We start from the raw sequence: 25,981 nt of genomic DNA on the forward strand, positions 1-25,981 counted from the left end.
CCGCCCCCGCGGCCCCCATCACGCTCGGCGGTGAGCGGTTGGGCCCCTGGGGGGCCCCCCCCCCCCCGGCGCGGGGGGGGGCCCCCCTACTTCTGCCCGGGCGGGCCCCCCCGGGGGGGTCCCCGGTCTGCGTCCCCCCCCCGGGTGCGTCCCCGTCTCCCGGCCGGACGGTGCGGCCCGGCTGTGGGCGTGCGCCGCACACACCGGTGCGGCGTCGCGTGCGGCTCAGGGGGCGCCCTCCGGTGAGGGCCGGGGCACGGCCCGGAAAAGGCGCCAGCCGCTGCCTTCCACTCGGGAAGGCAGCGGCTGGTTCGCCGACCGCGACTGTCGGTCAGGCGCCGAGCCGGAGCCGCTCCGGCTCCGACTGCGGCAGCGCCTGCGGGGCCTGGCCGTCGTTGGCGGCGCCCGAGTCCACCCGACGCGCGTACTCGTCGAGCAGTTGCTGAGCCTGGTCGTTGGCCTGGCTGAACCGCGCTACCAGGTCCGCGCCGCCGACCAGCACGTCGTGCATGGCCTGCACGGCCGTGCTCTGGACGGGCAGGAAGTTGCCCATCACCGCCCCCCGGGTGGCGGGGGAGTCGGGACTGGCCCGGAGCTGGTCGACGGCGGCCCGCTCGTGCGGGTTCCGGTCGTACCAACCCTCGCTGGCGAGCAGGGCGATCGACGCCTCGGTGGAGGGGACGAACGCCCGCCCGTGGTCATAGACGGCGCGGGCGTTGCGCGGGCTGTTCAGGAACTGCATGAGGGCCAGCGCGCCGTCCCGGGTCCGCTCGTCCAGCCCGTCGCGCAGCCACAGCGACTCGCCGGCGATGACGCTTCCCGAGTAGCCGGCCCGCTCGTTGTACGGCATCGGGCTCGCCTGCACGTGGAACCCGGCCCGCCGGGCCGCCCGGACGATGGGACCGGCCTCGACCGAGGTGCTGATCATCATCGCCGTGTCCCCGGCGGCGAACGTCTCCATGCAGCCCCACCAGTCCGACGACTTGCCGGTGTAGAGGTAGTGGCCGGCCCGGTGCAGGTCCCGCCACCAGGTCGCGTAGGCCAGCATCTCCGGGGACGTGTAGTGCACCTTCTCGCTGCGCCCCGACCTGCCGTTGTCGTGGTCGGCGGTCAGCCCGCCCTGCTGGGCCACAGACTGCTGGAACAGCCAGCCGAAGTTGGGCCAGGTGATCCCGCCACGGCGCGCGCCGTTCCGGCCGGCGACGGCGGCGCAGGCGGCCTCCACCTCCGACCAGGTGGCCGGCGGCTCGGTGATCCCGGCCGCGCGCAGCGCGTCCATGTTGGAGTAGAGCAGGAGAGTGGAGGTGTTACGTGGCATCGACCGCAGCTCGCCGCCGAACGTGTGGTAAGCGCGCATGTTGGCCACGATGTCGTCGAGGACCACCGGCTCGCCGAGGATCTCGTCCCGCCCGCCCACCGCCTCGGTCACCGAGGTGAAGAACGGCCGTCCCTCCGGGTCGCGGAGGTCCTGAACCTCCTGGAGATACGTGTACTGGTACGAGGCGATGTGCGGCGCCGTGCCCTCGCGTGCGGCCCGGGCCATCTCCCGGGGGAAGGCGCCCACGTTGACGGCCTCGACGACGGCCCGGTACTGCGGATGCCTGCGGTTGAACTCCTCCGCCTGTCTCCGGACCGGGTCGACGAGTTGTTGCCACATCGGCCAGCGGTTCAGCCAGAGCTTGATTGTGATCTTGTCGGCTGATTCATGCATCAGTCCTGCCACCTCAGGTCGGCGCCGGGGATATTCATAGGGTTCTCATGCTCTGCGCCGTCAGCAGCTGTCGCATCTCCTCGCTTGCCCCGGACCGTCCGCAGGCGGGCACGCGGGAAGAGGACCTTCCCCGGCACGGCGGGCCAGACTTCAGATCCGGAGGCCGGACCTGAAGTGGAGGACTCCGCCATGACCGCACCCGTTCTCGCGCCGGGCGCGCCGGTGCACCTGCTCGTCCGGCGCCGCGCCGAGGCGGCGCCGGAAGCCACCGCCATCTCGTGGGGAGACGAGGCCGTCTCCGCGCGCGACCTCGACCGGCACGCCGCACGGATCGCCGCCGCGCTGGCCGGCTTCGCCGGTCGCCCGGTCGCCGTACGGGTACCGGCCGGACCGGACCGGTACGCGGCGCTGCTGGGGGTGCTGCGCGCCGGCGCCGTGCTGCTGTGGTCCGGCACCGGGGCGGCCGGCGAGCGCGGTCGCGCCATCCTCGACGCGGTGCGCCCGGCCGCCGTGCTGACCGGCGGTGCCGGCGACGAGCTGAGCGACTGGCACACCGGGCGCACCGGTGTACCGCAGATCGATGTGACAGCCCTGCCCGACGCGACCGCGACCGAGCCGTCCGTTCCGCCCGGGGCCTGGGCCTACCTCGCGCACACCTCGGGTTCCACCGGCCGGCCCAAGGGCGTGCCACAGACGCATGCCGCACTGGCGCAGTTCAGTACCTGGTTCGCCACCGAGTTCGGACTGGCTCCGGGCGTACGGGTGGCGCAGTGGGTGGCCCCGGACCACGACCCCGCGCTGTGCGAGACGTTCGCGACGCTGGTGGCCGGCGCGGTGCTCTGCCCGGTGCCCGACCCGATCCGCGCCCACCCCGGCCGCCTGCTCGCCTGGCTGTCGGCGGAGCGGATCGACGTCCTGCAGACCGTGCCCAGCTTCGCCCGCCAGTTGCTGACCGAGAGCACCGAGCGGTCCCGGGTGCCCCTGCTCCTGCGTCGCCTGCTGCTCATGGGCGAGGCAGTGCCGGAAAGCCTGGTCCAGGGATTCCAGGCCGCGGCGCCCCGGATGGCCCTGGCAAACATCTACGGCCCGACCGAGACGGTCGCCGCCACCTGGCACCGGATTCCACGCGGGTTCCGGGGCACCGTGCCCATCGGGCGGCCGATCCCCGGCCGGGACGTGCTGGTCCTCGACGAGCGGGACCGCGACTGTCCGCCCGGAGTGGTGGGTGAGATCGTGGTCGGCAGTCCGTACGTGACCCCGGGCTATCTCGGCGACGACGCCGGTGGGCCGGCCTTCCGCCCTGTGCCCGGCCGTGGGCCGGGGCCCTGGTACCGGACCGGCGACCTGGGCCTGCGCCGCGACGACGGGCTGCTGGAGTTCCGGGGCCGCCGGGACCAGCAGGTGAAGATCCAGGGGCATCGGCTGGAACTGGCCGAGATCGAGTCGATTCTGCTCGAGCACGGCTCCATCGCCGAGTGCGCCGTGCTCGCCGTGACCGGTGCCGACGGCATCGTCACCAGGCTGACCGCGTACGTCGTGCCGCGGGAGGGGCCGGACCCGGCACGGTGGCGCGCGCACATGCGGCAGCGCTTCGGTGACGTGATGCTGCCGATGACGTTCCGGGTTGTGCCGCACGCGCTGCCGCGCAACGAGACGGGCAAGGTCGACCGCCGCCGGCTGACCGGACTGGACCAGCCGCCGGCCCCGGCCGACGGACAAGACAGCAGCTCAGGAGATGCGTCGCGGTGACCTGAGCGGCCAGAGTCACACCTAACGGCGTTCGGACTCGAGGAGAATCAATGGACACAGTCACCACGCTGCCACGAGCGGAGCTGCTGCGGCGTGCGGCCGAGCTCGGCCCGCTGCTGCGGAACAACGCACAGGCGTCGGAGGAGCAGCGGCGGCTCAGCATCGAGACGCTCGAAGCGCTGGGCGGCTCCGGCCTGCTGCGTATGCGGGTCCCGCGGAGCTACGGCGGCTACGAGTCCGACATGCGGACCGTCGCCGAGGTGCTGGCCGAACTCGCGCGCGGCGACGGCTCCGCGGCCTGGACCGCGTCCGTCTGGCTGATCAGCAGCTGGATGGTCGGGCTGTTCCCCGACTCCGTGCGCGCGGAGGTGTTCGCCGATCCGGACGTGCGGATCAGCGGCATCCTCAGCCCGACCGCCATGGCGACGCCGGTCGACGGTGGCTACCGGGTCAACGGCAAGTGGTCGTTCAACACGGGCTGCCTGCAGAGCGACTGGAACGTCAACGCCGCCGTCCGGCCCACCCCGGACGGCCAGTTCGAGCCCGTCATGGTCCTCGTCCCGATGAGCGAGCTGCAGGTCATCGACGACTGGCACACCACCGGCATGCGCGGCTCGGGCAGCGTCTCCACCGTGGCGGACAACGTCTTCGTGCCCGAGGACCGGGTGCTGCCGATGGGTCCGGTGATCGGCGGGGCGCACCCGCTGCAGCAGGACCCCTCGGCGCCGATGTGGCGGGCCCCGTTCATGCCGATCGCCTGCATGACTGTGGGCGCCGTCGCCTACGGGCTGGCGCAGGCGGCGCGGGACGCGTTCCTCACCCGGCTGCCGGGCCGCAAGATCACCTACACCGACTACGACGAGCAGAGCGCCGCGCCGCTGACCCACCTCCAGGTGGCCGGCGCGACGCTCCGGGTGGACGAGGCCGGCTTCCACATCCTGCGCACCGCCGACCGGATCGACGCGAAGGCGGCCACCGGCGAACCGTGGACGATCGAGGAGCGGGTCCAGGCCCGGCTCGACCTGGGCGCCGCGTGCCTGCGCGCCAAGGAGGCAGTCGACCTGCTGGCCGGTGCGAGCGGCGGAAGCTCGCTCCAGCTCGACGTGCCGATCCAGCGCATCGAGCGCGACATCAAGGCGCTGAACCTGCACGCGATCATGCACCCCGACACCAACTTCGAACTGTACGGGCGGGTGGCCTGCGGGCTCGCCCCCAACACCCAGTACCTCTGATCTCCTGCCAGGAGGAGCGACATGACCACTCAGCAGCAGCCGGCCACCGCGGACATCGCCGAACGGGTCGCGGCCATCTGGACGGATGTCCTGGGCGATCGGTCCGGCACGTTCTTCGAACTCAACGGGCAGTCCATCGCCGCCGTGCAGATCGCCGCGGCGGTCGAGGAGCAGCTCGGTGTCACTCTCGACATCGGGGACCTGTTCGAGGACCCGGATCTGGAGACCCTGACCCGTAACATCCTGGCCCGCGTCGAGGGGTGACTGGGATGGCCGACCTGACCCACGTCACCCCGGCCGCTCCGCTGGACGACGTCGTGGCGATCCTGGAACGCGACGGGGCGGTGATCGTCGAGAACTTCGTCGACGGCGAGACCCTCGCCGGGCTCCGGGCGGACCTCGAGTCCGGCCTCGATGCGGCCGGCTACAGCGAGAGTGGTTACGACGGGCAGAAGACCAAGCGGCTGTCCAGCCTGTTCCACTGGTCGCCGCGTCACATGTCCACGGTGGTCACCCAGCCGCAGTACCTCGGTGCGGCCCGGCGCCTGCTGCAACAGCCCACGCACATGTGGATCGGCAAGGTCCGGATGGAGGTGACGCCGAACATCCAGGTCAGCTTCACCCAGGCGATCCGCATCGACCCGGGGCAGGGCCGGCAGCCGTTGCACCGCGACGACGCGATGCATCTGTGGCGGCATCCGGGCCCGCCGTGCCGGCTGCAGCTGATGCTGGCCATGACGGACTTCACCGCGGCGAACGGCGCGACCCTGGTCATCCCCGGCAGTCACCACTGGGACGACGAGCGGGCCCCGACGTACGCCGAGACGGTCCCGGCCGTCATGCCCGCCGGTTCCGCGCTGCTCTGGCCGGGCGGCGTCTACCACGGCGGCGGCGCCAACACCACTGACTCCTCGCGGATGAGCCTCTCCGTCGCGCTCGACCTGGGTAACCTGCGGCAGGAGGAGAACCAGTACCTCGCGGTCCCGCGGGAGACAGTGCAGACCCTGCCGGAGGAGGTGCAGCGGCTGCTCGGCTGGGACCGCTGCCCGCCGGGTCTCGGCCAGGTCGCGACCCAGGACCCGCATCTGTTGCTGGAGCGGACGCTGGAGGAACTCACCGCCCGGCCGCGCGGTGCGAATCCGTTGATGTAGGGCCGGCCGGGTCCCACCCGAACCGGTGGCGCGCCGGACATGAGCCGGTCCGTGCCGTCACCTGACGCAGCCGGTGCGCTCTGCGAGAGCAGGCGCACCGGCTGCGTCGTGTGATCCCGCCGGAGACGGCCACCGCCCCGGCCGGCCGGGGCCGGCTCACCGGCCCGCCGGCGTACCCGTCACGCTCTCGCCTGCGGTGCGTTCCCGCTCGGCGGCGTACGCGGCTTCGAGGCGCTCGAAGGCGCCGGGGCCGTGCCGCGGCTTCGGCGGCGCGCCCAGGTGGCGTACCCGGAGCTCGTCCATGAGTTCGTCGAGGAACGCCGGGCCCGCGTCGCGCATGAACTGCTGTCGGCTGCGGAGCGCGTCGTCGCCGCGGCGCCAGTCGAGCCCCCAGTCGCCGAGGGCGTAGAGGATCGGCAGGGTCTGGATGCCACTCTCGGTGAGGCTGTAGAGAGCGCGCTGCCCCCGCGCCGCGGTGCCGCGGGTGAGGATCCCCGCCTCGACCAGCCGCACCAGGCGGTCGGCGAGGATGTTCGACGCGATGCCCTCGACCGATCCGGTGAGCAGCGCCCTGAAGTATCGTCGGTCGCCGAAGATGACGTCGCGGAGCACGAGCATCGACCACCTGTCGCCGAGCAACTCGACGGCGGCGTTGATCGGACACCCGGATCGTTGTTGCACGCTTCCTCCTTGACAGGTATGTCGCTCTACATATAGTGGTTGCGGAACGCAACCGCTACCGGGAAGAGGCGATGATGGGCCGCTTCGTGTACTGGATGAACGTGTCCCTCGACCTCCGGATCGAGCAGGTGCCGGGTGACAACGGCGCCGGCGAGTGGCTGCGCATCGACGAGGAGCTGCACCGGGAGTTCAACGCGCGGGCGCGCGCACTCTCGATCATGGTCCAGGGTCGCGTCATGTACGAGATCATGGAGGAGTACTGGCCACGCGCGCGGGGGGACGAGTCGCTGCCGGACTTCCTGCGGGAGTACGGCGAGATCTGGACCGCCGCGCCCAAGGTGCTGGTGTCCCGCACCCGCCGCCACGCCGACCACAGCACCCGGATCATCGGCGGTGACGACGCGATCGAGCAGCTCGCCGACCTCCGCGCCACCACCCTCGGCACTCTCGGGGTGGGCGGCGCGACGCTGGCCACGCAGCTGCTGCGGGCGAGGCTGCTCGATGAGCTGCTGCTCTTCACCCACCCGGCGATCCTCGGCTACGGCCGGCCGCTCTTCGACGACTACGACATGCCCATCGACCTCGACCTGATCGAGCAGCGGTCGTTCAAGCAGGGCGTCACGATGCATCGCTACGCCGTCTGCGACGCGAGCGAGACGAGCCCCTGACAGCGCTCCACCGGGCCCGCCGGTCGGTCAACCGCCCGTTCCACCAGGCTGAACCGTTCTCGTGGCGAGGTCGAGGTCGGCGGCGCGGGCGAGCTGATCCCGGGTCCGGGCGTCGCTGAGAAGCGGCTCGTCGAACTCCCGGGAACCCGAACGGACGGCCGCCAGCACCCGGTCCAGGAACAGGAGCATGCTGTCGGCCGGCGGGAGCCGGTGCGACTCGGACGTGCCCCCGGCGTCCACCCGCACGGTGGGGGAGAGGTCCGGCGGCGCCGAGAACGGGCGCTCGAAGTCCACACCGACGCCGGGGCCCAGCAGATGGAGGGCGTTGCGGTAGCCCGTCGTGAAACCGAACTGTCCGACGAGCGTGCGGTCGCCCGGATAACCGGCCAGCACGCTGTAGGCGAGTTCCAGGCCGTCGGGGGCACGGTCGCCGACGATGACCTGGAGGCGGTCGGGCTCGGCATCCCACAGGACCCGGCCCAGGGACGCGAGGTAGGGGCCGGTGTCCAGCAGGGCTCCGCCACCCCGCGAACGGTCGTGGCGGAAGTCGGTGGCGGGCACCGGCGGGGTGAAGACCGCGACGGCCTTGGTGAACGTCGCGTCCAGCGCGCCCGCCCAGGCGAACATCGGATGGTACGAGTAGCAGGTCGCCTCGGCCAGGACCAGCGACGACCGCCGGGCCAGTGCGACGGCCGACCGCGCCTCGGTCAGGGTCGGGAAGGCGGGCTTGTCGACCACCACGTGGTGTCCCGACCGCAGGGCCCACGCGACGGCCTCGGCGTGCTCGCCGTTGGTCAGGGAGATGTAGACCAGGCCGGGCCTGCGGCCGGTCAGGGTACGCCAGTGCGTGCCGTCCCGGCGGCTCACCACGGTGATCGAATCGAAGGGAAGCGCCGCGGCGGCGGGCAGGACCCGCCGCTGCGCGAAGCGCGACCGGCCGATCAGGAGGAAGTCCACGCGACTCCTAGAGAAGGCAGGCCATCAGGCTGCGGGCCTCGACGTTCACGTAGTAGCCCGCCGACACCAGGCGGTCCAGCAGGCCCAGTGTCATCCAGCGGTGGGTGGGCGGCACGTCCACCTCCTGGCCGGGCCGCAGTTCGATGACCACGTGCCGGGTGTCGGCCCGCAGGAAGCGGCCGCCGTCCTCCGACTGCACCGAGCTGTGCCGGACCTGTGACACCGGAGCGGAGAGATACTCCACCAGCGGGGGAAGATCGGACGGGGTGCGGTAGTAACCGGGGGCCAGCTGGATGCTGGCGGCCAGCTCCAGCCGGTCCGTCAAGCCGGGCTGCACCAACGCCTGGACCAGGAACTCGAGCACGCCGCCCCGGCGCCGGCAGAGGAACGCGACCAGGTTGCCGGGCACCGGCTCCAGCATCGGCTGGGTCCAGCTGGTGACCTCGCGGCTGGTCGCGGTGATCTTGAGGCCGACGACGCGGAAGTAGCCGCCGTCGCGGTGCCGGATGCCCTCGTCGTCGGCGATCCAGCCGTCCAGGCCGGACAGGGCGGTGCGGTGGACGTCGAGCGTGTAGAGCTCCTTCTGGTCGATCAGCCAGGTCATGGCGTCGGCCAGGTCGGCGTCCGAGCGGCTGCGGCGGTGCGAGGCGACCACGGCCGCGTGGAAGTCGTCCTCGGGGTCCGGCCCGTTGCCGGCGTAGGAGATGCAGGCCAGCACCGTACGGGCGTTCATGTTCACGTGGCCGGCGGCCAGCTGTGCCCGAAGTTGCCCGAGGGTGAGCCAGGCGAAGTCGTCGAGGCGCGGCACGTCCACGTCCGGCGGAATCTCGACGATCATGTTGCGGTTCCGCTTGTGCAGGTACCACGACGCGTGTTCGGAGAGCAGCCGGTCGACCAGCACCCGGCCGCGCGAGGGGCGCAGGAAGTGTTCCAGGTACGGCGTGGGTCGCCCACCGTGCACGCGCTGGTAGTTGCTCTGCGTGGCCTGCACGGTCGCGGCGTACTGCACCAGGCTGCTGTTGCCGGGCTCCATCTTGACCTGCATGAGGAAGTGCGGCACGCCGTGGAACCGCTTGACCAGGATGCCCAGGATGCCGATGTCGGGCTGCACGATGATCGGCTGGTGCCAGGCGGGCACGGGACCGAAGTTGGTGCGGACCGCGAGGCCCTCCACGCTGAAGAAGCGACCCGAGGTGTGCGCCAGCCGGTCTGTCAGCCGCCATTCGGGCAGCGCCGACAGCGGCACCTCCGTCACCTCGTACGTGGCGGAGGCAGACCGCTGCTTCAGGAACAGGTCGGCGTCGACAGGCCCGTCGGTGACGAGCGCCGAGGCGAGGAACCCGGGTCGCATCAGATCGGCCCGGACAGCGAGGGCAGTGGGAAGACGAGCTTCCCGCCGGCGGCGACGAACTCCCGCTCCCGTTCGAGGAAGCCCTGCCGGTGCACCCAGGGCAGCACGAACAACTGGTCGGGGCGGCGGGACTTGGCCTCCTCCTCGGAGACGATCGGGATTCCGGTGCCCGGGGTGACCGCGCCGTGCTTCTCCTCGCTGACCTCGCCGATGCACGGCAGGTCGTCGGTGGTCAGGCCGCAGTACTGGAGGATCACGTTGCCCTTTGTCGACGCGCCGTACCCGACGGTGTGCAGGCCGGCCCGGCGCGAGCGGTCGAAGAACGCGCGCACCTGGTCGCGGTGCTCGGCGACGCGGCGGGCGAACGTCTCGTACGGCTGCTCGGTGTCGAGCCGCAGCGCCGCCTCACGCTGCCGGACGCGCTCGATGCCGGCGTGGTCGATCCGGTGCTTCGACGGGTCCTTGACCAGGGTGACGCAGAGGCTGCCGCCGTTCACGTCGGTGATCTCGGCGGTGGTCAGGGTGAGCCCGGCCCGTGCCGCCATCCACTCGATCTGGCGCAGCTGGTAGTACTCCAGGTGCTCGTGGCAGATCGCGTCGTACGCGGGAATCTCCAGCAGCGGCAGCGCGTAGCTCATCTCGATCATCCACACGCCGTCGTCGGCCAGGATGTCGCGCACCTCGGTCATGAAGCCCAGCGGGTCGGGCAGGTCGTAGAACATCGCGATCGCGGTGACGATCTTCGCCTTGCGGTCGCCGTACCGCTCGGTGAAGCCGTCCCTGGTGAAGAAGTCGGAGATCAGGGCGATGTCGTCCGGGTAGTACTGGCGCCACTTCTCGCCGGTCGGATCGACGCCCACCCGGGTGACGTGCGACGGGTACGCCTTGAGCAGGGTCCCGTCGTTGCTACCGATGTCGAGCACCAGGTCGCCCGGACTCAACTCGACCAGGCCGGTAAGGGCGGCCACCTTGCCGTTCAGGTGATTGATCATGAAGGGGCGGATGCTGGAGCGGTAGCCGTAATGCTCGCCGTACATCAGCGACAGGTCGGCGGTGTGCCGCATCTGCAGGAGTCCGCAGCCGCCCAGGTCACACCGCACAAGCTCCAGTGGGGCGATCTGTACGTCCTCGCCGGGCCGGGGGAAGATGCCGGTGAGTGCCTGCATCCCCAGGTCCAGCACCGGCACCAGATTGCGGTTGCCGCAGATCCGGCAGGCCGTGCATTCGGTGACCGTTCCGGTGCCGATGGTCATGATGCCTCCCATGGTGAGTGACGGGCGCTCAGCGGTCGCGGCGCGCCGGCTTGTCCGCTCAGACCGCCACGGCCGGGGTGCGCCGTTCGACCGCCGTGCGGAACAGCGAGGCCACCTGCTCGACCTCGGCGTCGGTGAGTGACTGGTGCAGGGGCAGCAGAAGGGTCGTCGCGGCGGCGGCGTCGGTGCCGGGCAGGCGGGCGTCCGAGCCGTACAGCGGAACGCGGTGCAGCGGTGGATAACGGAATGTCGTGTAGACGCCGTTCTCCAGCAGTTCCTCGGCGATGCCGTCACGCAGCGCCGGATCCACCTGGACCCAGTAGAAGTAGTGCGTGGACCGGTGTTCCTCGGGCGGCTGCGGGCAGAGCCGCACGCCCCGCAGGCCCGCAAGCGCCCGGTCGTAGGCGGCGCAGATGTCGCGGCGGCGCGCCACGAAGCCGGGCAGGCGGCGCAGCTGGACCTGGCCGATGGCCGCGGTCATGTCGTTTCCGATGAGCCGCTGGCCGACCTCGTGGATGGTCTGATCCCACCAGCGGCGCGGGTCGCGGGCCATCGCCGCGAAGGCGCCGCGGTCCTGCATGCCGTGGTAAGCCAGGCGGTGGGCGCGCCGGGCCATCTCCGGATCGCGCAGATAGATCATGCCGCCGTCGCCGGTGGTGATGATTTTGCGTGAGTCGAAGCTCCAGATGCCGACGTCGGCGAAAGTGCCGCACGCCTTCCCCGCCACCTGGGAATAGACCGCGCAGGCGGCGTCCTCGACGAGCGGGATGCCGCGCTCGCGGCACAGCTCGGCGATCCCCACGACCTCCCCCGGGTGACCGCCGTAGTGCAGGATCGTCACCGCCTTCGTGCGCGGGGTGAGGCAGGCGGCGATGTCCGCCACCGACGGGTTCAGGGTGTGCGGGTCGACGTCGCAGAACACCACCCGGGCGCCGGAGGCGGCGATCGTGTTGGCGTTGGCCACGAAGCTCACCGAGGGCACCACGACTTCGTCGCCCGGACCGAACTCGAGCAGCCTGGCGGTCAGCCCCAGCGCCGAGGTGGCCGAGTTGAGGAAAAGCAACGTCTCCGGCGGTACGCCGAGGTGCTCACCGAAGGCGCGCTCGAACTCCCGCGTCCGAGGGCCGTAGCCCAGCCAGTTGCTGTCGAATGCCTCGCCGACCGCCGCGAGCTCCTCGGCACCCACACTCGGCTGAAACACGTTGATCATGCGGCGTCCTTCCGGCCTACGTCCAGCAGGGCCTGCGCCTCGGCGGTGGCCCGGTGGAGCGGGCGGCCGGGTCAGTGCCTTCATGCTCGGCGACCACGGCCGGCGGGTGCATCTTCGTCGGTGCCGTCCGCGGCAGCACGTGAACACCAGGCCGGCACCAGGGCAAGCGAAGAGGTGCGACGGCTATCGCGCCGGTGATGGCATCGATGCGCAACCAGGCGTTCTTTCCCCACACCAATCGGGAGCATCACATGACCACGGTGGAAACCGATGTCCGAGTCGAGTTGAACGGCGAGACGCTCGACGTGCCGCAGGTGCGCCAGGTTGCCGAGGAGCACGTGCCGGTAGTCCTCGGCGAGCGGGTGCTCAGCCGCGCCGCCGCGAGCCGGGAGCAGTTCGAGGAGACCGTCCGCAGCAACGTTCCGGTCTACGGCGTGACGACCGGCTACGGCGAGATGATCTACATGCTCGTCGACACGGCCAAGGAGACCGAGTTGCAGACCAACCTGGTCCGCAGCCACAGCGCCGGCGTCGGTCCGCTGTTCGCCGAGGCCGAGGCACGCGCCGTGGTCGCCGCCCGGCTGAACGCGCTGGCGAAGGGCCACTCCGCGGTTCGTCCCGTGGTGCTCGAGCGCCTCGCGCTCTACCTCAACGAGGGCCTCACCCCCGCCGTACCGGAGATCGGCTCACTCGGCGCCAGCGGAGACCTGGCCCCGCTCGCACACATCGCCAGCACCCTGATCGGCGAGGGCTACCTGCTGCGCGACGGCGACAAGACGCCGACCGGGCCGGTGCTGCGCTCGCTCGGCATCGAGCCGCTGCGGCTGCGCTTCAAGGAGGGCCTCGCCCTCATCAACGGCACCTCGGCGATGACCGGTGTGGGCGCTCTGCTGGCCGAGTACGCGCTGGCCCAGGCCCGACACGCCGAGATCGCCGCCGCACTGGTCATCGAGACGTTGCAGGGTTCGATGAGCCCGTTCCAGCCGGAGGGCCACGACATCGCCCGGCCGCACGCCGGGCAGATCGCGAGCGCCGCCAACATGCGCACGCTGATGGCCGGCAGCAAGCTCACCGTCGAGCACGCCGACCTGCGCAAGCAGGTGGCCGCCAGCAAGGAGAACGGCAACGGCAACGGCGGCAACGTCTACCGCTCCGACGTCTACCTCCAGAAGGCGTACTCGCTGCGGGCCATCCCGCAGGTCATCGGCGCGGTGCGGGACACCCTGTCGCACACCCGGCTCAAGCTCGAGATCGAGCTGAACTCGGCCAACGACAACCCGCTGTTCTTCACCGGCAAGGAGATCTTCCACGGGGCGAACTTCCACGGTCAGCCGGTGGCCTTCGTGATGGACTTCCTGACCATCGCGCTCACCCAGCTCGGCGTCCTCTCCGAGCGGCGCAGCAACCGGCTGCTCAACCGGCACCTCAGCTACGGTCTGCCGGAGTTCCTGGTCAAGGGCGAGCCGGGTCTCAACAGTGGCTTCGCCGGTGCGCAGTACCCGGCCACCGCGCTGGTCGCGGAGAACCGCACGATCAGCCCCGCCAGCACCCAGAGCGTCCCGTCCAACGGCGACAACCAGGACGTGGTCAGCATGGGCCTGATCGCCACCCGTAACGCTCGCCGGGTGCTGCGGAACAACCACATCATCCTGGCCCTGGAGTTCCTCGCCGCCGCGCAGGCCGTGGACGTCTCCGGCCGCCGGGACCGGCTCAGCCCGGCCGCCCGGGTCACCTACGACACGATCCGGTCGCTCGTGCCGACCCTCGACGAGGACCGCTACATGGCCGACGAGCTCGAACTCGTCGCCGCCGAGCTGGAGCGCGGCACGCTGCTCAAGGCCCTCGACGACGCCGGCGTCCGCCTGAACTGACGGGAGAGTCTCATGACCGGCACGCGGACCGCGTATCGCACCTGCCCGCTCTGCGAGGCCGTCTGCGGCCTGCGCCTGACCCTCGACGGTGACCGGGTCACATCGGTGACCGGTGACAAGGACGACCCGTTCTCCAAGGGCTACCTGTGCCCGAAGGGCGCCACCCTGGGCCGCCTCGACGAGGACCCGGACCGGCTTACCGGCCCGATGGTCCGCGAGGGTGAGGCGTGGCGCCGGGCGGACTGGGACGAGGCGTTCGCGATCGTCGCCCGGGGGCTGGAGGGAGTCATCGCCGAGCACGGGCGGGAGGCCCTGTCGCTCTACTACGGCAACCCGACCTTCCACACCATGGCCGGCATCCTCTACCGGGGTCCGCTGGCCATGGCGCTCGGCACCCGCAACGTGTTCTCGGCGAGCACCGTCGACCAGATGCCCAAGCACGTGGCGTCCGGGCTGATGACCGGCGACCCGTGGGCGGTGGCGGTGCCCGACCTCGACCGCACGGACCACCTGCTGATCATCGGAGCCAACCCGGCGGTGTCGAACGGCTCGCTGTGCGCCGCGCCGGACTTCCCGGGGCGGATGCGGCGGCTGCGCGAGCGCGGCGGGCGCATCGTGGTGCTCGACCCGCGCCGCACCCGGACCGCCGAGCTGGCCGACGAGCATGTGTTCGTCCGGCCCGGCAGTGACCCGGCGCTGCTGTTCGCCATGGTGCACACGCTGCTGGACGAGGAACTGGTGACGATCCGGGTGCCGGTGGCCGGCCTCGACCGGCTGCGGGAGCTGGCCGCGCCGTTCACGCCCGAACTGGTGGCCCCGTTCTGCGGCGTCGACGCGGAGACCGTCCGGCGGCTCGCCCGGGAGCTCGCCGCCGCGCCCACCGCCGCCGTCTACGCCCGCATCGGCACCTGTACGGCCGAGTTCGGCACCCTCGCGCAGTGGTTGGTGGACGTGCTCAACGTGCTGACCGGAAACTTCGACCGGGCCGGCGGGGTGATGTACGCGAAGCCGGCCACCGCCGAGGTGCACAAGAGCCCCGAGCCGTTCACCGCGGGGCGTTGGCGCAGCCGGGTGAAGGGCTTCCCCGAGACCCTCGGGGAGTTCCCGGCCGCCACCATGGCCGACGAGATCGAGCAGCCCGGCCCCGGTCAGGTACGGGCTCTCGTCGTCGTCGCCGGCAATCCGGTGCTGTCCACTCCGGACGGCGGACGGCTCGACCGGGCGCTGGAGAGTCTCGACTTCATGGTGGCTGTCGATCCGTACCTGAACGAGACGACCCGGCACGCCCACGTCATCCTGCCGCCGCCGCGCACCCTGCAGATGGCGCACTACGACTTCCTCATCTCCACCATCCAGGTACGCAACTACGCCCGCTACTCCCCGGCGGTGGTGCCACTCGACGCCGGGCAGCGCAGCGAGGCCGAGATCCTGGAGCGGCTCACGCTGATCGCGATGGGACTGGGCGCGCAGGCCGACCCGTCCGGGCTGCCAGAGCAGATGCTGGGCCAGCTCCTGTCGGCGATCCCGGTGACGACCCGCGCCGAACTGGACGGCGAGGACGGCCCGGATCTGCTGCTCGACGCCATGCTGCGGATGGGCCCGTACGGCCTGACCCGCCGGAAGCTGCTCGACCACCCGAACGGGATCGACCTGGGCCCGTTGGAACCCCGGCTGTCCGAGATCCTCAAGACGCCGTCCGGGCGGGTCGAGCTCGCCCCCCAGCCGCTCGCCGAGGACACCGGGCGGTTGCGGGCGGCGATGATCCGCCCGCCCGCGCCCATGGTGCTGATCGGACGCCGGCACCTGCGCTCGAACAACAGCTGGATGCACAATGTGCCGACGCTCACCGGCGGCACCAACCGCTGCACCCTGCAGATCCACCCGGACGACGTGGCCCGGCTCGGCCTCGGCGAGCGGGCACGGGTCAGCTCGGCCTCCGGCGAACTGGAGGTCGAGCTGGAACCGACCGACACGATCATGCCCGGGGTGGTGAGCCTGCCGCACGGGTGGGGGCACCGGCGTACCGGCCAGCGGGTGGCCGCCGGTCGGGCCGGGGTCAATGTGAACGAGCTGACCGGTGGTGCCGTGGACGTGCCCTCCGGCAACGCGGTCTTCAACGGTGTGCCGGTCGCCGTGGCGCCGATCGGCGGCTCAGTAAGCGGCTCAGTAAAGCAATCTGGAAGATCTTAGGCCGCGATCGACGACCATAGACTCCCGCTCACCTAACCGAGTGGGGGGAACAGCGATGAGAAGACGGGCGATCCTGGTCGCGGGCGGATCGGTGGCGGGCGCGGTGATGCTGTCGCGGGGGGCGGCGGCGACCACCAGCGGGCCGGACGCGTCAGCCGCGGCCCACCACCACGCGCACGGTCCGGCCGGAGCCACCGCGCGCAAGGCGACGACGCTCAGCGTCACGCCGTTCCAGACGCGCATGCCGGTGCCGCCGGTCGCGGTGCCGAAGCGGCAGACGGCGGACTGCGACGAGTACGAGGTCCTGGTGCAGCCCGCCCAGCTCGAACTGGTGCCGGGTATCAGCACCGCGGCGCTCACCTACGGCGGCGGCTGGGTGGGCCCGACCATCTACGGCCGCACCGGCCGGCCGGCCAAGGTGACCTTCCGCAACAACCTCGACACGCACACCAACGTGCACCTGCACGGCGGCCACGTGAAGGCGATCGACGACGGGCACCCGATGGACATGATCCTCCCGGGTGCCGCCAGGACCTACTACTACCCGAACAACCAGCGCGGGGCCACGCTCTGGTACCACGACCACGTGCACGGCGACGAGGCCGAGCACACCTACCGCGGGCTGCACGGCTTCTACCTCGTCAACGACCCGGCAGAGAAGGACCTGGGGCTGCCGACCGGCTCGTACGACGTGCCGATCATGTTCACCGACGTCCAGATGGACACCGACGGTTCACTGATCTGGGGCTTCCCGAACGAACGTGACCTCGTCGTGGTCAACGGGAAGGTCAAGCCGTTCTTCCCGGTCGCCGCCCGCAGGTACCGGTTCCGTGTCCTGAACGCGACGAACGAGGGCAAGTACACGTTCAGCATCGACAAGGGGAAGATGTGGCAGGTCGGCTCGGACGGCGGTCTGCTGCCCGCGCCGGTGGCCCGGACCTCGCTGACCCTCAGCTCGGGCGAGCGGGCGGACCTGCTCGTCGACTTCACCGGCCTGCCGGTCGGCACCTCGGTGGTGCTCAGTGACGCCGTCAAGGGACCGGTGCTGCGTTTCGACGTGCGCTCCACCGCCGCCGATCCCAGCCGGTTCCCGCTCCGGCTGCGCCCGCTGCCCACGCTGCCCGTGGCCACCAAGCAGCGTGAGGTTCACCTGGGGTTCGACTTCAGCCAGGAGCCGCCGTACCCGATGGTCAACGGGAGGTCTTACGACCCGAACCGGGTGGACTTCAGCATCAAGCGTGGCACGACCGAGATCTGGACCGTCTACAACGACGACGTCGAGGCCGGCATCGACCACAACTTCCACCTGCATCTGACGCAGTTCCGGGTGCTGGGCCGCACCGGCGCGCCGATGACCGCGGACGACGCGGGGCTCAAGGACACCGTGCTGATCCCGGCCGGAACCTCGGTGCGGCTGCAGGCCACCTTCACCGACTACCTGGGCCGGTACGTCTACCACTGCCACTTCCTCGAGCACTCCAGCATCGGGATGATGGCGCAGATGGAGATCGTGCCCTGAGCCGGGCGGCGCCGGCGCGGCGCTGAGCACCGGCGGAGATGCCGTGCTGGCCACCCCGATGTGACGCTGTCGGCATGACCGTCATCTCGAACGTGGTTGCGCCGTCCGCATCCCCGTCCGCCCCGACCGAGTTGACCGAGTTGACCGAACGAGCCCGGGCCATGGTGCCCGGGCTCGTTCCACGACAGCGTGACGACGGCGGTCGCCGGCTGGTCGGGGGTACGCCCGCCCGGCCGTCCCGGCGTGGCGGAGCACGGCGATGACCGGGCCGCTGACCGGGGACGAGTACGTCGAGAGCCTGCGCGACGGCCGCGAGGTGTTCCTCTACGGCGAGCGGGTCAAGGACGTCACCACCCACCCGGCGTTCCGCAACCCGGTACGCATGACCGCCCGGCTCTACGACGCGCTGCACGATCCGGCCCAGCGCGACGTGCTGACCGCGCCCACGGACACCGGATCGGGCGGCTTCACCCACCCGTTCTTCCGCACCCCGCACACCGTCGACGACATGATCGCCGATCAGCGTGCCATCGCGGCCTGGGCGCGGATGAGCTACGGCTGGATGGGGCGCAGCCCCGACTACAAGGCGTCGTTCCTCGGCACGCTCGGGGCCAACGCCGGCTTCTACGCGCCGTACAGCGACAACGCGGAACGCTGGTACCGGGAGTCCCAGGAGAAGGTGCTCTTCTGGAACCACGCGATCGTGCATCCGCCGGTGGACCGTAACCGGCCGCCGGACCAGGTGGCCGACGTCTACATCCGGGTGGAGCGGGAGACGGGCGAGGGTCTGATCGTCAGCGGCGCCAAGGTGGTCGCCACCGGGTCGGCGCTGAGCCACTACAACTTCATCGCCCACTTCGGCCTGCCGGTGCGAAAGAAGGAGTTCGCGCTGATCGCCACCGTGCCGATGGGCGCGCCCGGCGTGAAGCTGATCTGCCGTCCGTCGTACGGGGCGAACGCCGCCGCGGTCGGCACACCGTTCGACTACCCGCTCTCGTCGCGGCTCGACGAGAACGACACCATCCTCGTGCTCGACCAGGTGCTGGTGCCGTGGGAGAACGTGTTCGTGTACGGGAACCTCGGCAAGGTGCAGATGTTCGCCGGCCAGTCCGGCTTCTCCGAGCGGTTCACCTTCCACGGCTGCACCCGGCTCGCGGTCAAGCTCGAGTTCCTCGCCGGCCTGCTCGCCAAGGCCCTGGAGCTGACCGGCACGAAGGACTTCCGCGGCGTGCAGAGCCGGCTCGGTGAGGTGCTCGCGTGGCGCAACCTGTTCTGGGGGCTGTCGGACGCCGCCGCCCGCAACCCGGTGCAGTGGAAGAACGGCGCGCTGCTGCCCAACCCGCAGTACGGCATGGCGTACCGCTGGTTCATGCAGATCGGTTACCCGCGGGTCAAGGAGATCATCCAGCAGGACGTGGCCAGCGGGCTCATCTACGTCAACTCCAGCGCCGACGACTTCCGCAACCCGGAGATCCGGCCCTACCTCGACCGGTACCTGCGCGGCTCGGACGGCTCGGACGCCGAGCAGCGGGTCAAGGTGATGAAGCTGCTCTGGGACGCGACCGGCACCGAGTTCGGCGGCCGCCACGAGCTCTACGAGCGCAACTACGCCGGCAACCACGAGAACACCCGGGTCGAGCTGTTGCACGCGCAGACGGCGACCGGGCTGGTCGACGGCTACAAGGCCTTCGCCGAGCAGTGCCTCGCCGAGTACGACCTGGACGGGTGGACCGCCCCCGACCTGTGGACGCCGGAACGCTGACGGGACCGGTCCGACGCACGCCGGTGCGGTCCGGCCCCGCGCCCGCCCGGCCCCGCCGTCAACCGGCCAGCCAGCGCAGCACCGGCTGCCCGGACTGCTGCTCGGCCTCCCGGTAGCGGGGCAGGATCGAGTCGGTCACCGCCCCGCCGGTCAGCCTGAACAGCGCCGTCGAGAGACTCAGCTGGCCGAGCCGCGCGGCGCCGACCGACACCGGCACCCCGGCGGCGGCACACACCTCGGCGACGCCGGCGCCGTCGTGGACGGCGTCCAACAGCAACAGATCGAGCGGCGAGACCACATACGACGGCAGCAACGCGCCGCAGAGGTGGTCGAGCAGCCAGGTGATGACCTCGTCGCCCGGCCCGCGTGGCAGGTCGAGCTCGCGATACCGGCCGGTCAGGACCGCCACCTCGGCCTCGGCGATGCGGCGCCGCCCGCCGGCGACCAGCGCGGCCAGCCCGGCGACGCCGAATTCGCGGTAGAGCAGCGTGGCCTGCCGGATGTGCGCGGAGCGCAGCCTCGGCGATGCGGGGCAGTGCCGGTCGTGGACGAGGATCGACCGTAACGCCGTGCGCGGCACGACCGCGGCCGCCGCGTAGCAGAGCCCGAGGACGTCGGCGAGCCCCTGCTCCAGCCCCCGGTCGGATCCGTCCGGCCCGACGTCCGCGGCGGCGTGCACCAGCCTGCGCGCGGCCCGGGTGATGCTCAGGAACGGCCGCAGCCCGGACAGCCGCAGGTAGGCACCGGGCTCGAGCCGGTGCCGGGCGGCCTTCGACGGGCCGATGGAGATGGACGTGCGCTCAGACGCGGCGTACGGATCCGGCAGAACCGACCCGACCGTGACGGTCATTCCGGCCACGTCCAGGCCGGCCGCCGTGAGCCGGTCGCGCAGCGGTCCCGCCGCGGCGAGCACCGCGTGCTCCGTACCGCTGCTGCCGAGGGCCAGCGGCGCGTCCGCCAGCTCGCGGAGCTGGGCGGCGGTGAGCCGGCGGGCGGCGGCGGCGTCGTCCGCGCACTCCCCGCTGTCGCCGTCCAGCGACGCGCCGGCCCGGCGCAGCAGGTCGATCGCCTGCCTGGCCGGCACGACGTCGTCCAGGGGCAGGTGGGGCTCGACACCGGAGAGGAAGGCCTCTACGTTCGCGAAGCGGCAGGGTGCCAGATGGATGCCGGCGAAGAGCCAGTCCCGCATCGTTTGCGTCATCAACGCCTCTTTCAGGTTATTTCCCTTGGATTGTGACAAGATCGGCGCGCGAATCAACTCGCATCGTGCTCTCTGCCGGGCGAGCACGCGCGGCGGAGACCGGTGGCACCGGGTGGTCCTCCAATCGTGCGTTGAACCCGCCGTCTGCGCTGCCCCGACGGCAGGCGCGTTCCCGGGGGACCGGGCACAGAGTTGGGCCCGTCGTGCGGGGGGAAGCACGACGGGCCCGGTTCGGGACGGCGGGGCTCAGCCCGACTGTGCGAGCGTCGGCTGACGCGGCCGGTCGACGGGGGCGCTCCGGGCGAAGGCGCCGCGCAGCACGCGCCACAGCGTCGCGGGGCGCATCAGCGCCTGTGGGGTGTCGACCATGCCCGCGGCCCGCAGGTACGCCGTGGTGACCTTCGGGTCCCGGGTCGCGGCGACCTGCACGAGCCGCAGGTAGCGCTGCACCATCCGCATCTTGAGAGACCGGTGGCCGGGCACGTCCGGGAAGTTCAGGTCGACCGTCGTGGTCATCTCCCACGGCGCGTCGATGCAGTCGCGGGCCAGGTCGCGGAAGTACGCGGCCGGGTCGGGTTCGCCGTGCGCGCTCAGGTGGCGCCGGATCGTCAGGGCGGCGACCGCGGCCACCGTCATGCCCTGCGCGTACACCGGGTTGAAGCTGGTGACCGCGTCGCCGGTGACCAGCAGGCCGGCCGGCAGGCGGGACATCCGCTCGTAGCGCCGGCGCAGCGTGACGGGATAGTGGAAGGGGACGGGCTCGTCGATCGGGCGGGCCGACTTGAGGGCGTCGGCGATGTCCGGGATCGCCAGCGACCGGATGAAGTCGTAGAAGCCCTCCTGGTCGGTCGGCGGGTGGTCGCCGAGCAGGCCGTAGGCGGTCAGTTCGACCTTGCCGTGGTCGGTCTGGGTGAAGATCGCGCCACGCGGCGAGGCGGGGTACGCCACCGGGATGATGGCCAGGTCGCCGTGCCACGGGTCGTCGTCCAGTTCGTAGTGCTGGGTCACGTATCCGAGGTTGATCTTGATGCGCTCCTCGGGGACCCGCTCGTAGCCGAACCGCTCCAGCATGGCCGGGGTCCGCGAGCCGCGGCCGGTGGCGTCGACGACCAGGTCGGCCTCGATCACCTCGTCCCGGTCGTTGTCCAGATCACGCAGCCGGGCGCCGGTGACGCGGGCACGGTCCGGTGTCGTCTCCAGCTCGACGATGTCGCGGCGCTCCAGGAACCGCACGCCGGACAGCTGCTCGACGCGCTCGCGCAGGTGACGTTCCATCAGCGGGGCCGTGGCGGGCACCGCGATGTAGCCGATGTCCTCGCGGACCAGCGGCCGCCCGTTGAAGTACCACCGGCACGAGCCGGCGTAGTCGCCGGTCGGGCAGCCGTCCGCCACGAGTCCCTCGATGAAGCCGGGGAACAGTTCCTCGGTCACCTGGAGGCCGCGGACGTGCATGGCGTTGATGTGCTTGCCCTGCGGGCGGCCGCGACGCGGTCCCCGCTCACCGACCAGCTTGTCCCGGTCGACGATCAGGACCTCGTCGTACCGCTCGGTCAGCACTCGCGCGGCGAACAGGCCGGCGTAGCTGCCGCCGAGCACCAGCGCCCGGCGTGGATTCTTCCCCATGGGTGGCTCCACCCTTTCTCTGTGCGATGCGGCTGCTTGACGGTCAGCCGGGCATCCTGCTCATCGGCGCGGAACCGAGCAGGCCGCCGTGCACGGCGAGGTCTGGCCGGTGATGCGGGCCGAGCGGGACGGCAGGAGGAACAGCACGGCTCGGATACGTCGGCGGGCCACCGAACGGGCCACCCGACCTGGCTGCGGAACACCCTCAGCCATCGGGATGAGCGTCGCAGTCAGACGGGCGGGCTCACATCTCCCCGCTTGCCCTCATCCGGCACGATCCGGCCGGTGGTCGCACGGGCCGCCGCGAACGCCGCCCAGGCGGTCAGCTCGACCAGTTGCGCGTCGTCCGACCGGCACTGTGCGACCAGTTCCGGGGTGACCCGGTAGGACGCGTACGCGGTCAGCAGCGCCACCCGCCCGGCCGGCCGGTCCGCCGCGGGCAGTTGCTGGACCGCCTCGTCCAGCCACGCCCTGGCGCTGATCCCGGGCCCCGCGAAGCCCGGATCAGCCAGCCGGGCCTCGACGAGTTCGCGCACCCGGGCCGGGACGCTCCGTTCGCCGGCTGCGGCGATGGCGGCGCCGGCGCGGTTCAGCGCCTGGGCGATGTGCGGCACGGTCGCGGCCCAGGCGGTGCCCGCCAGCGGGCCGGCCTCGGGCAGCAGGTCCAGCGACGAGCCCGCCGCGACCTCGACCCGGCCGAGCCGGCCCAGCACCGACGCCGCGGTGCGCCGCAGGACCCGTTCGGCCGGCCTCGGCACGGCCGGCAGCGGTGAGTCCCGCAGGAACACGTTGACCATGCGGTTGATGTAGTGGAAGACCAGCACCACCCCGACCAGCTCGGCCCGTTGCTCCGGTGGGAACGGCTCCGGCCCCTCGCCGGTCCGCGCCCAGCGGACCAGGGCGCGCAGTCGGGGCTCGGTCACCTCGTCGGTCCCGCCGGCCGCGATGCGGGCGGAGTCCGGCCCGGCGAGCAGGCCGGTCAGCGCGGCGCCGTGCACGTCCAGGCAGTACGGGCAGCGGTTGGCCACCGAGACGGCCGCGGCGACCGCCTCCTTGTCGGCGCGGCTCGCCCGGCCGGACACCACCAGGGTCTCCCGCAGGATGCTCCAGCAGGCGGCCAGCACCGGTGGCGCCGGGGCGTGCAGCGCCACCGGCGGGGCCAGCATCCCGAAGTCCGTCTCGACCTGGCGGTAGACCAGCGCGACCGGTTCGGGGGCGGTCTCCGGCGGCACCGGCCGGACGTAACGGATGTGGGCCGGCGCGATGCGTCGGGTCGCCGCTCTCAGCAGTCTTCCCATCGTCGTCCTTAGTCGAGTGCGTATGCGATCTCGGTGAGGTAGCGGCCGTAGTCCGAGTGGGGCATCTCGGCGCCCAGCTCGTAGCAGGCCTCGGCGTCGATGAAGCCCATGCGCAGGGCGATCTCCTCGAGGCAGGCCACCCGGACCCCCTGCCGCTCCTGGATCACCTGCACGTACTGGCTGGCGGCGAGCAGGCTGGCGTGCGTGCCGCAGTCCATCCACGTGTAGCCGCGGCTCAGCGGTACGAGCCCGGCCCGGCGCTGCCGCAGGTATTCCTGGTTGACGTCGGTGATCTCCAGTTCCCCGCGATCCGACGGACTCAGGCCGGCGGCGATGCTCACCACGTCGTTGTCATAGAGGTAGAGGCCGGTGATCGCCTGGTTGGAACGCGGCCGCCGGGGCTTCTCGAAGATCGAGACCAGCCGGCCCTCCGTGTCGGTCTCGGCGACGCCGTAGCGCTCGGGATCCGAGACCGAGTAACTGAACAGGGTGCAGCCGTCGACCGAGCGGGCCTCGTGCTGCAGCAGGTTGTAGAAGCCGGCGCCGTGGAAGAGATTGTCGCCGAGGATCAACGCGGACCGGTCGTGTCCTATGTGACCGGCGCCGATGAGGAACGCCTCGGCGATGCCGCGTGGCTCCTTCTGCTCGGCGTAGCTGAGGTTCAGGCCCAGCCGGGATCCGTCGCCCAGCAACTGGCGCATGTGCGGGAGCACATCCGGGTTCGAGATGATCAGGATGTCCCGGATGCCGGCCAGCATGAGTACTGAGAGCGGGTAGTAGAGCATCGGTTTGTCGTAGACGGGCAGCAACTGTTTGGACGTCGCCAGCGTCAGCGGGTACAGCCGCGTACCGGTGCCACCGGCGAGAACAATTCCCTTCACCATCGGGTCCGTTCGTCGAGTCGACATCTGCCGGAAAACCAGTATGTGGCGGGCCGGCAGACCCCCAGGTCTCCTGGAATGCGGTGCGCGCAGAACCCCGGCGAGCGGCCCGGCTGTTCGCACTCTCAGAGGCGCAGCCCGCTGGGAAACGGCGTGATACTCCACTTCACCGGGCCGTTCGGGCTCCGCTCATCCAGGAGGTCGGTAACAGTGACTGTCGATCAGGACACGGATATTCTGGCGGGATTCCGGTCCGATGACGCCAACTTCAAGTTGACGCTGTGGGATCCACGGAACAACGGAGTGCGGTACCTCAAAGCACTGCTGTACAGCGTCAGCGGCCGGCTGAGCCCGCAGGACCGCGAGCGGCTGCGCAAGACCCGGAACCGGGACGTCGGCGATCCGATCACCGTTCGCCACGACGGCGACGAGATCGACATGGACTACCTGCGGGCCGTGCAGGAGGTCGGTTTCCTCGCGGAACGGGTGCGCCTGGCCGGTGCGCGAATCGTCGAGATCGGCGCCGGATACGGCCGTACCTGCCACGCGTTGATGGCCAACCACGACGTCGCGGAGTACCACATCGTGGAGCAGGAGCCCTCGCTGCGGCTGGCCCGCGCCTACCTGCGCGCGGTGCTCGAGCCCGCGCAGTACGCCAAGGTGTCCTTCCACGCGGCCGCGGACGCCGGGCGGACGTTCCCGCGTGACGTCGACCTGGCGATCAACATCGACTCGTTCGCCTGCATGCCGCCGGAGGTGGTCCGCGGCTACCTGGGTCTCGTCGACGAGCGGAGCCAGGCGTTCTACGTGAACGGCCCGGTCGGCAAGTATCTGGACAAGGCGCTGGACGACCACTCGCAGGGCACCGAACAGGTGGCCTCCGCGCTGCGCGCCGGGCTGCTGACCGAGGTGATCGACATCTTCGACAGCGAGGCCGTGCGTAAGCAGTCGCGCCGGTTCGTCTCGGCCTACACGCCGGGGGACCGCTGGGAGTGCGCCGCCGAGGCGAGCACTCCAGTGTGGAGCCACTACTGGCAGGCGCTGTACCGTTCCTCCAGCGCGCGGCAGGCCGCGTAGCCCGGGAGCAGGCCGGCGTCCAGCGCTTCGGCGAGACTGGGCGCCGCCTGGTCCCGCGGCGAGAGGATGGGATCGATGTCGGCCGGGATCGGGAGCGCGAGCTGCGGGTCGAACGGCGCGAGCGCGAGTTCGTTCTCCGGCCGGTACTCCAGCGACAGCAGGTAGTTCATCACGGTGTCGTCCTCGAGTGCGACGAAGAGATGACCGACCCCGAACGGCAGGTACAGCGCCGGACACCGCTCCTGGTCAAGCTCCACGGCGTCGTACCGCCCGAACGTCGGCGAGCCCACCCGGAGGTCGACGATGATGTCGAGGGCGCGGCCGTGCAGGCAGTAGACGTACTTCGCCGTGCCGGGCGGGGTGACTGTGTAGTGCAGGCCGCGTACCGCGCCGCGGCGCGAGACGCTGAAGTTGACCTGGGCCACCGGAAACAGGGGACGTCCGAATGCCGACGACCGGAACGGCGTACGGAAGACGCCGCGCTCGTCCGGAAAGGCCGGCGTGTCGAACGCGAGGGCACCGGCGACCAGCTTCCTGGGTGCGGATGGAATAGTCACGGCACCAGGGTCGCCGAGTCGCCGGCGCCGGTCCACTTC

The 25,981-nt window shown here is 71.2% G+C and carries 21 protein-coding genes; 10 read left to right on the forward strand and 11 right to left on the reverse strand.

Annotated features, from left to right (window positions below):
• Positions 1-331 precede the first annotated feature (331 nt).
• Positions 332-1,711 (reverse strand): extracellular solute-binding protein, encoded by a 1,380-nt coding sequence (locus AB0D28_RS25220; RefSeq protein WP_357389594.1) that lies wholly within the window; start codon positions 1,709-1,711, stop codon positions 332-334.
• 189 nt (positions 1,712-1,900) lie between these two features.
• Here AB0D28_RS25220 and AB0D28_RS25225 point away from each other — a divergent pair, with 189 nt between their 5' ends.
• Genes AB0D28_RS25225 through AB0D28_RS25240 form a run of 4 tightly spaced genes read left to right on the forward strand, consistent with a single transcriptional unit; the run spans position 1,901 to position 5,843 of the window.
• Positions 1,901-3,460: an amino acid adenylation domain-containing protein gene (locus AB0D28_RS25225; RefSeq protein ID WP_357389596.1), complete on the forward strand. Its 1,560-nt coding sequence runs from the start codon at positions 1,901-1,903 to the stop codon at positions 3,458-3,460.
• Positions 3,461-3,510: 50 nt separating this feature from the next.
• Positions 3,511-4,692 (forward strand): acyl-CoA dehydrogenase family protein, encoded by a 1,182-nt coding sequence (locus tag AB0D28_RS25230; protein ID WP_357389598.1) that lies wholly within the window; start codon positions 3,511-3,513, stop codon positions 4,690-4,692.
• A 21-nt stretch (positions 4,693-4,713) separates the two neighbouring features.
• Positions 4,714-4,956: a phosphopantetheine-binding protein gene (locus AB0D28_RS25235; protein WP_357389600.1), complete on the forward strand. Its 243-nt coding sequence runs from the start codon at positions 4,714-4,716 to the stop codon at positions 4,954-4,956.
• A 5-nt stretch (positions 4,957-4,961) separates the two neighbouring features.
• Positions 4,962-5,843, forward strand: coding sequence for a phytanoyl-CoA dioxygenase family protein (locus AB0D28_RS25240; RefSeq protein WP_357389602.1), 882 nt, complete (start codon positions 4,962-4,964; stop codon positions 5,841-5,843).
• Between the two features lie 156 nt (positions 5,844-5,999).
• On the opposite strand, the gene AB0D28_RS25245 is transcribed toward AB0D28_RS25240, so the two are convergent.
• Positions 6,000-6,524: a helix-turn-helix domain-containing protein gene (locus AB0D28_RS25245; protein ID WP_357389604.1), complete on the reverse strand. Its 525-nt coding sequence runs from the start codon at positions 6,522-6,524 to the stop codon at positions 6,000-6,002.
• A gap of 35 nt (positions 6,525-6,559) precedes the next feature.
• On the opposite strand from AB0D28_RS25245, the gene AB0D28_RS25250 reads away from it, so the two are divergent.
• A complete protein-coding gene (locus AB0D28_RS25250) occupies positions 6,560-7,192 on the forward strand; it encodes a dihydrofolate reductase family protein (RefSeq protein WP_357389606.1) in 633 nt (210 codons plus the stop codon).
• Between the two features lie 27 nt (positions 7,193-7,219).
• On the opposite strand, the gene AB0D28_RS25255 is transcribed toward AB0D28_RS25250, so the two are convergent.
• From AB0D28_RS25255 to AB0D28_RS25270, 4 genes are read right to left on the reverse strand one after another with little or no spacing between them, the layout of a single operon-like run.
• On the reverse strand, positions 7,220-8,149 hold the full coding sequence (locus tag AB0D28_RS25255) for a Gfo/Idh/MocA family oxidoreductase (RefSeq protein ID WP_357389608.1): 930 nt from the start codon (positions 8,147-8,149) through the stop codon (positions 7,220-7,222).
• Between the two features lie 7 nt (positions 8,150-8,156).
• Positions 8,157-9,500, reverse strand: a complete 1,344-nt coding sequence (locus AB0D28_RS25260; RefSeq protein ID WP_357389610.1) for an NDP-hexose 2,3-dehydratase family protein — start codon at positions 9,498-9,500, stop codon at positions 8,157-8,159.
• On the reverse strand, positions 9,500-10,753 hold the full coding sequence (locus AB0D28_RS25265; RefSeq protein ID WP_357389612.1) for a class I SAM-dependent methyltransferase: 1,254 nt from the start codon (positions 10,751-10,753) through the stop codon (positions 9,500-9,502). The genes AB0D28_RS25260 and AB0D28_RS25265 overlap by 1 nt, the downstream gene beginning before the upstream one ends.
• A gap of 58 nt (positions 10,754-10,811) precedes the next feature.
• Complete coding sequence (locus AB0D28_RS25270; protein WP_357389614.1) at positions 10,812-11,963, reverse strand: DegT/DnrJ/EryC1/StrS family aminotransferase; 1,152 nt, start codon at positions 11,961-11,963, stop codon at positions 10,812-10,814.
• Positions 11,964-12,214: 251 nt separating this feature from the next.
• Between AB0D28_RS25270 and cmdF the strand changes: the two genes are divergently transcribed.
• The 4 genes from cmdF to AB0D28_RS25290 all read left to right on the forward strand — a co-directional run bounded on the left by cmdF (position 12,215) and on the right by AB0D28_RS25290 (position 19,305).
• Positions 12,215-13,834 carry a tyrosine 2,3-aminomutase gene (cmdF, locus tag AB0D28_RS25275; RefSeq protein WP_357389616.1) on the forward strand — a complete coding sequence of 540 codons (1,620 nt, stop codon included), beginning with the start codon at positions 12,215-12,217 and terminating at the stop codon, positions 13,832-13,834.
• Between the two features lie 12 nt (positions 13,835-13,846).
• Complete coding sequence (locus AB0D28_RS25280; protein ID WP_357389618.1) at positions 13,847-16,024, forward strand: molybdopterin oxidoreductase family protein; 2,178 nt, start codon at positions 13,847-13,849, stop codon at positions 16,022-16,024.
• A gap of 55 nt (positions 16,025-16,079) precedes the next feature.
• Positions 16,080-17,543, forward strand: a complete 1,464-nt coding sequence (locus AB0D28_RS25285; RefSeq protein WP_357389620.1) for a multicopper oxidase family protein — start codon at positions 16,080-16,082, stop codon at positions 17,541-17,543.
• A gap of 259 nt (positions 17,544-17,802) precedes the next feature.
• Positions 17,803-19,305, forward strand: a complete 1,503-nt coding sequence (locus AB0D28_RS25290; protein ID WP_357389622.1) for a 4-hydroxyphenylacetate 3-hydroxylase N-terminal domain-containing protein — start codon at positions 17,803-17,805, stop codon at positions 19,303-19,305.
• Between the two features lie 58 nt (positions 19,306-19,363).
• Here AB0D28_RS25290 and AB0D28_RS25295 read toward each other — a convergent pair whose 3' ends face one another.
• From AB0D28_RS25295 to rfbA, 4 genes are all read right to left on the reverse strand, one after another.
• On the reverse strand, positions 19,364-20,506 hold the full coding sequence (locus tag AB0D28_RS25295) for a hypothetical protein (RefSeq protein WP_357389624.1): 1,143 nt from the start codon (positions 20,504-20,506) through the stop codon (positions 19,364-19,366).
• Positions 20,507-20,752: 246 nt separating this feature from the next.
• Positions 20,753-22,129: an FAD-binding monooxygenase gene (locus AB0D28_RS25300; RefSeq protein WP_357389626.1), complete on the reverse strand. Its 1,377-nt coding sequence runs from the start codon at positions 22,127-22,129 to the stop codon at positions 20,753-20,755.
• Between the two features lie 230 nt (positions 22,130-22,359).
• Entirely contained in the window at positions 22,360-23,427 is a 1,068-nt protein-coding gene (locus tag AB0D28_RS25305) for a carboxymuconolactone decarboxylase family protein (protein ID WP_357389628.1), read from the reverse strand.
• 8 nt (positions 23,428-23,435) lie between these two features.
• Positions 23,436-24,308 (reverse strand): glucose-1-phosphate thymidylyltransferase RfbA, encoded by an 873-nt coding sequence (gene rfbA, locus AB0D28_RS25310; protein WP_357389630.1) that lies wholly within the window; start codon positions 24,306-24,308, stop codon positions 23,436-23,438.
• Between the two features lie 78 nt (positions 24,309-24,386).
• Here rfbA and AB0D28_RS25315 point away from each other — a divergent pair, with 78 nt between their 5' ends.
• The gene (locus tag AB0D28_RS25315) at positions 24,387-25,385 is read left to right on the forward strand and encodes a putative sugar O-methyltransferase (protein ID WP_357389632.1); all 999 of its coding nucleotides are present in this window, start codon (positions 24,387-24,389) and stop codon (positions 25,383-25,385) included.
• On the opposite strand, the gene rfbC is transcribed toward AB0D28_RS25315, so the two are convergent.
• Positions 25,337-25,936: a dTDP-4-dehydrorhamnose 3,5-epimerase gene (gene rfbC, locus AB0D28_RS25320; protein ID WP_357389661.1), complete on the reverse strand. Its 600-nt coding sequence runs from the start codon at positions 25,934-25,936 to the stop codon at positions 25,337-25,339. The two genes, AB0D28_RS25315 and rfbC, sit on opposite strands and share 49 nt — an antisense overlap.
• Between the last annotated feature and the right edge of the window lie 45 nt (positions 25,937-25,981).

The organism is Micromonospora sp. NPDC048169 (assembly GCF_040652815.1).
Lineage (GTDB): Bacteria > Actinomycetota > Actinomycetes > Mycobacteriales > Micromonosporaceae > Micromonospora.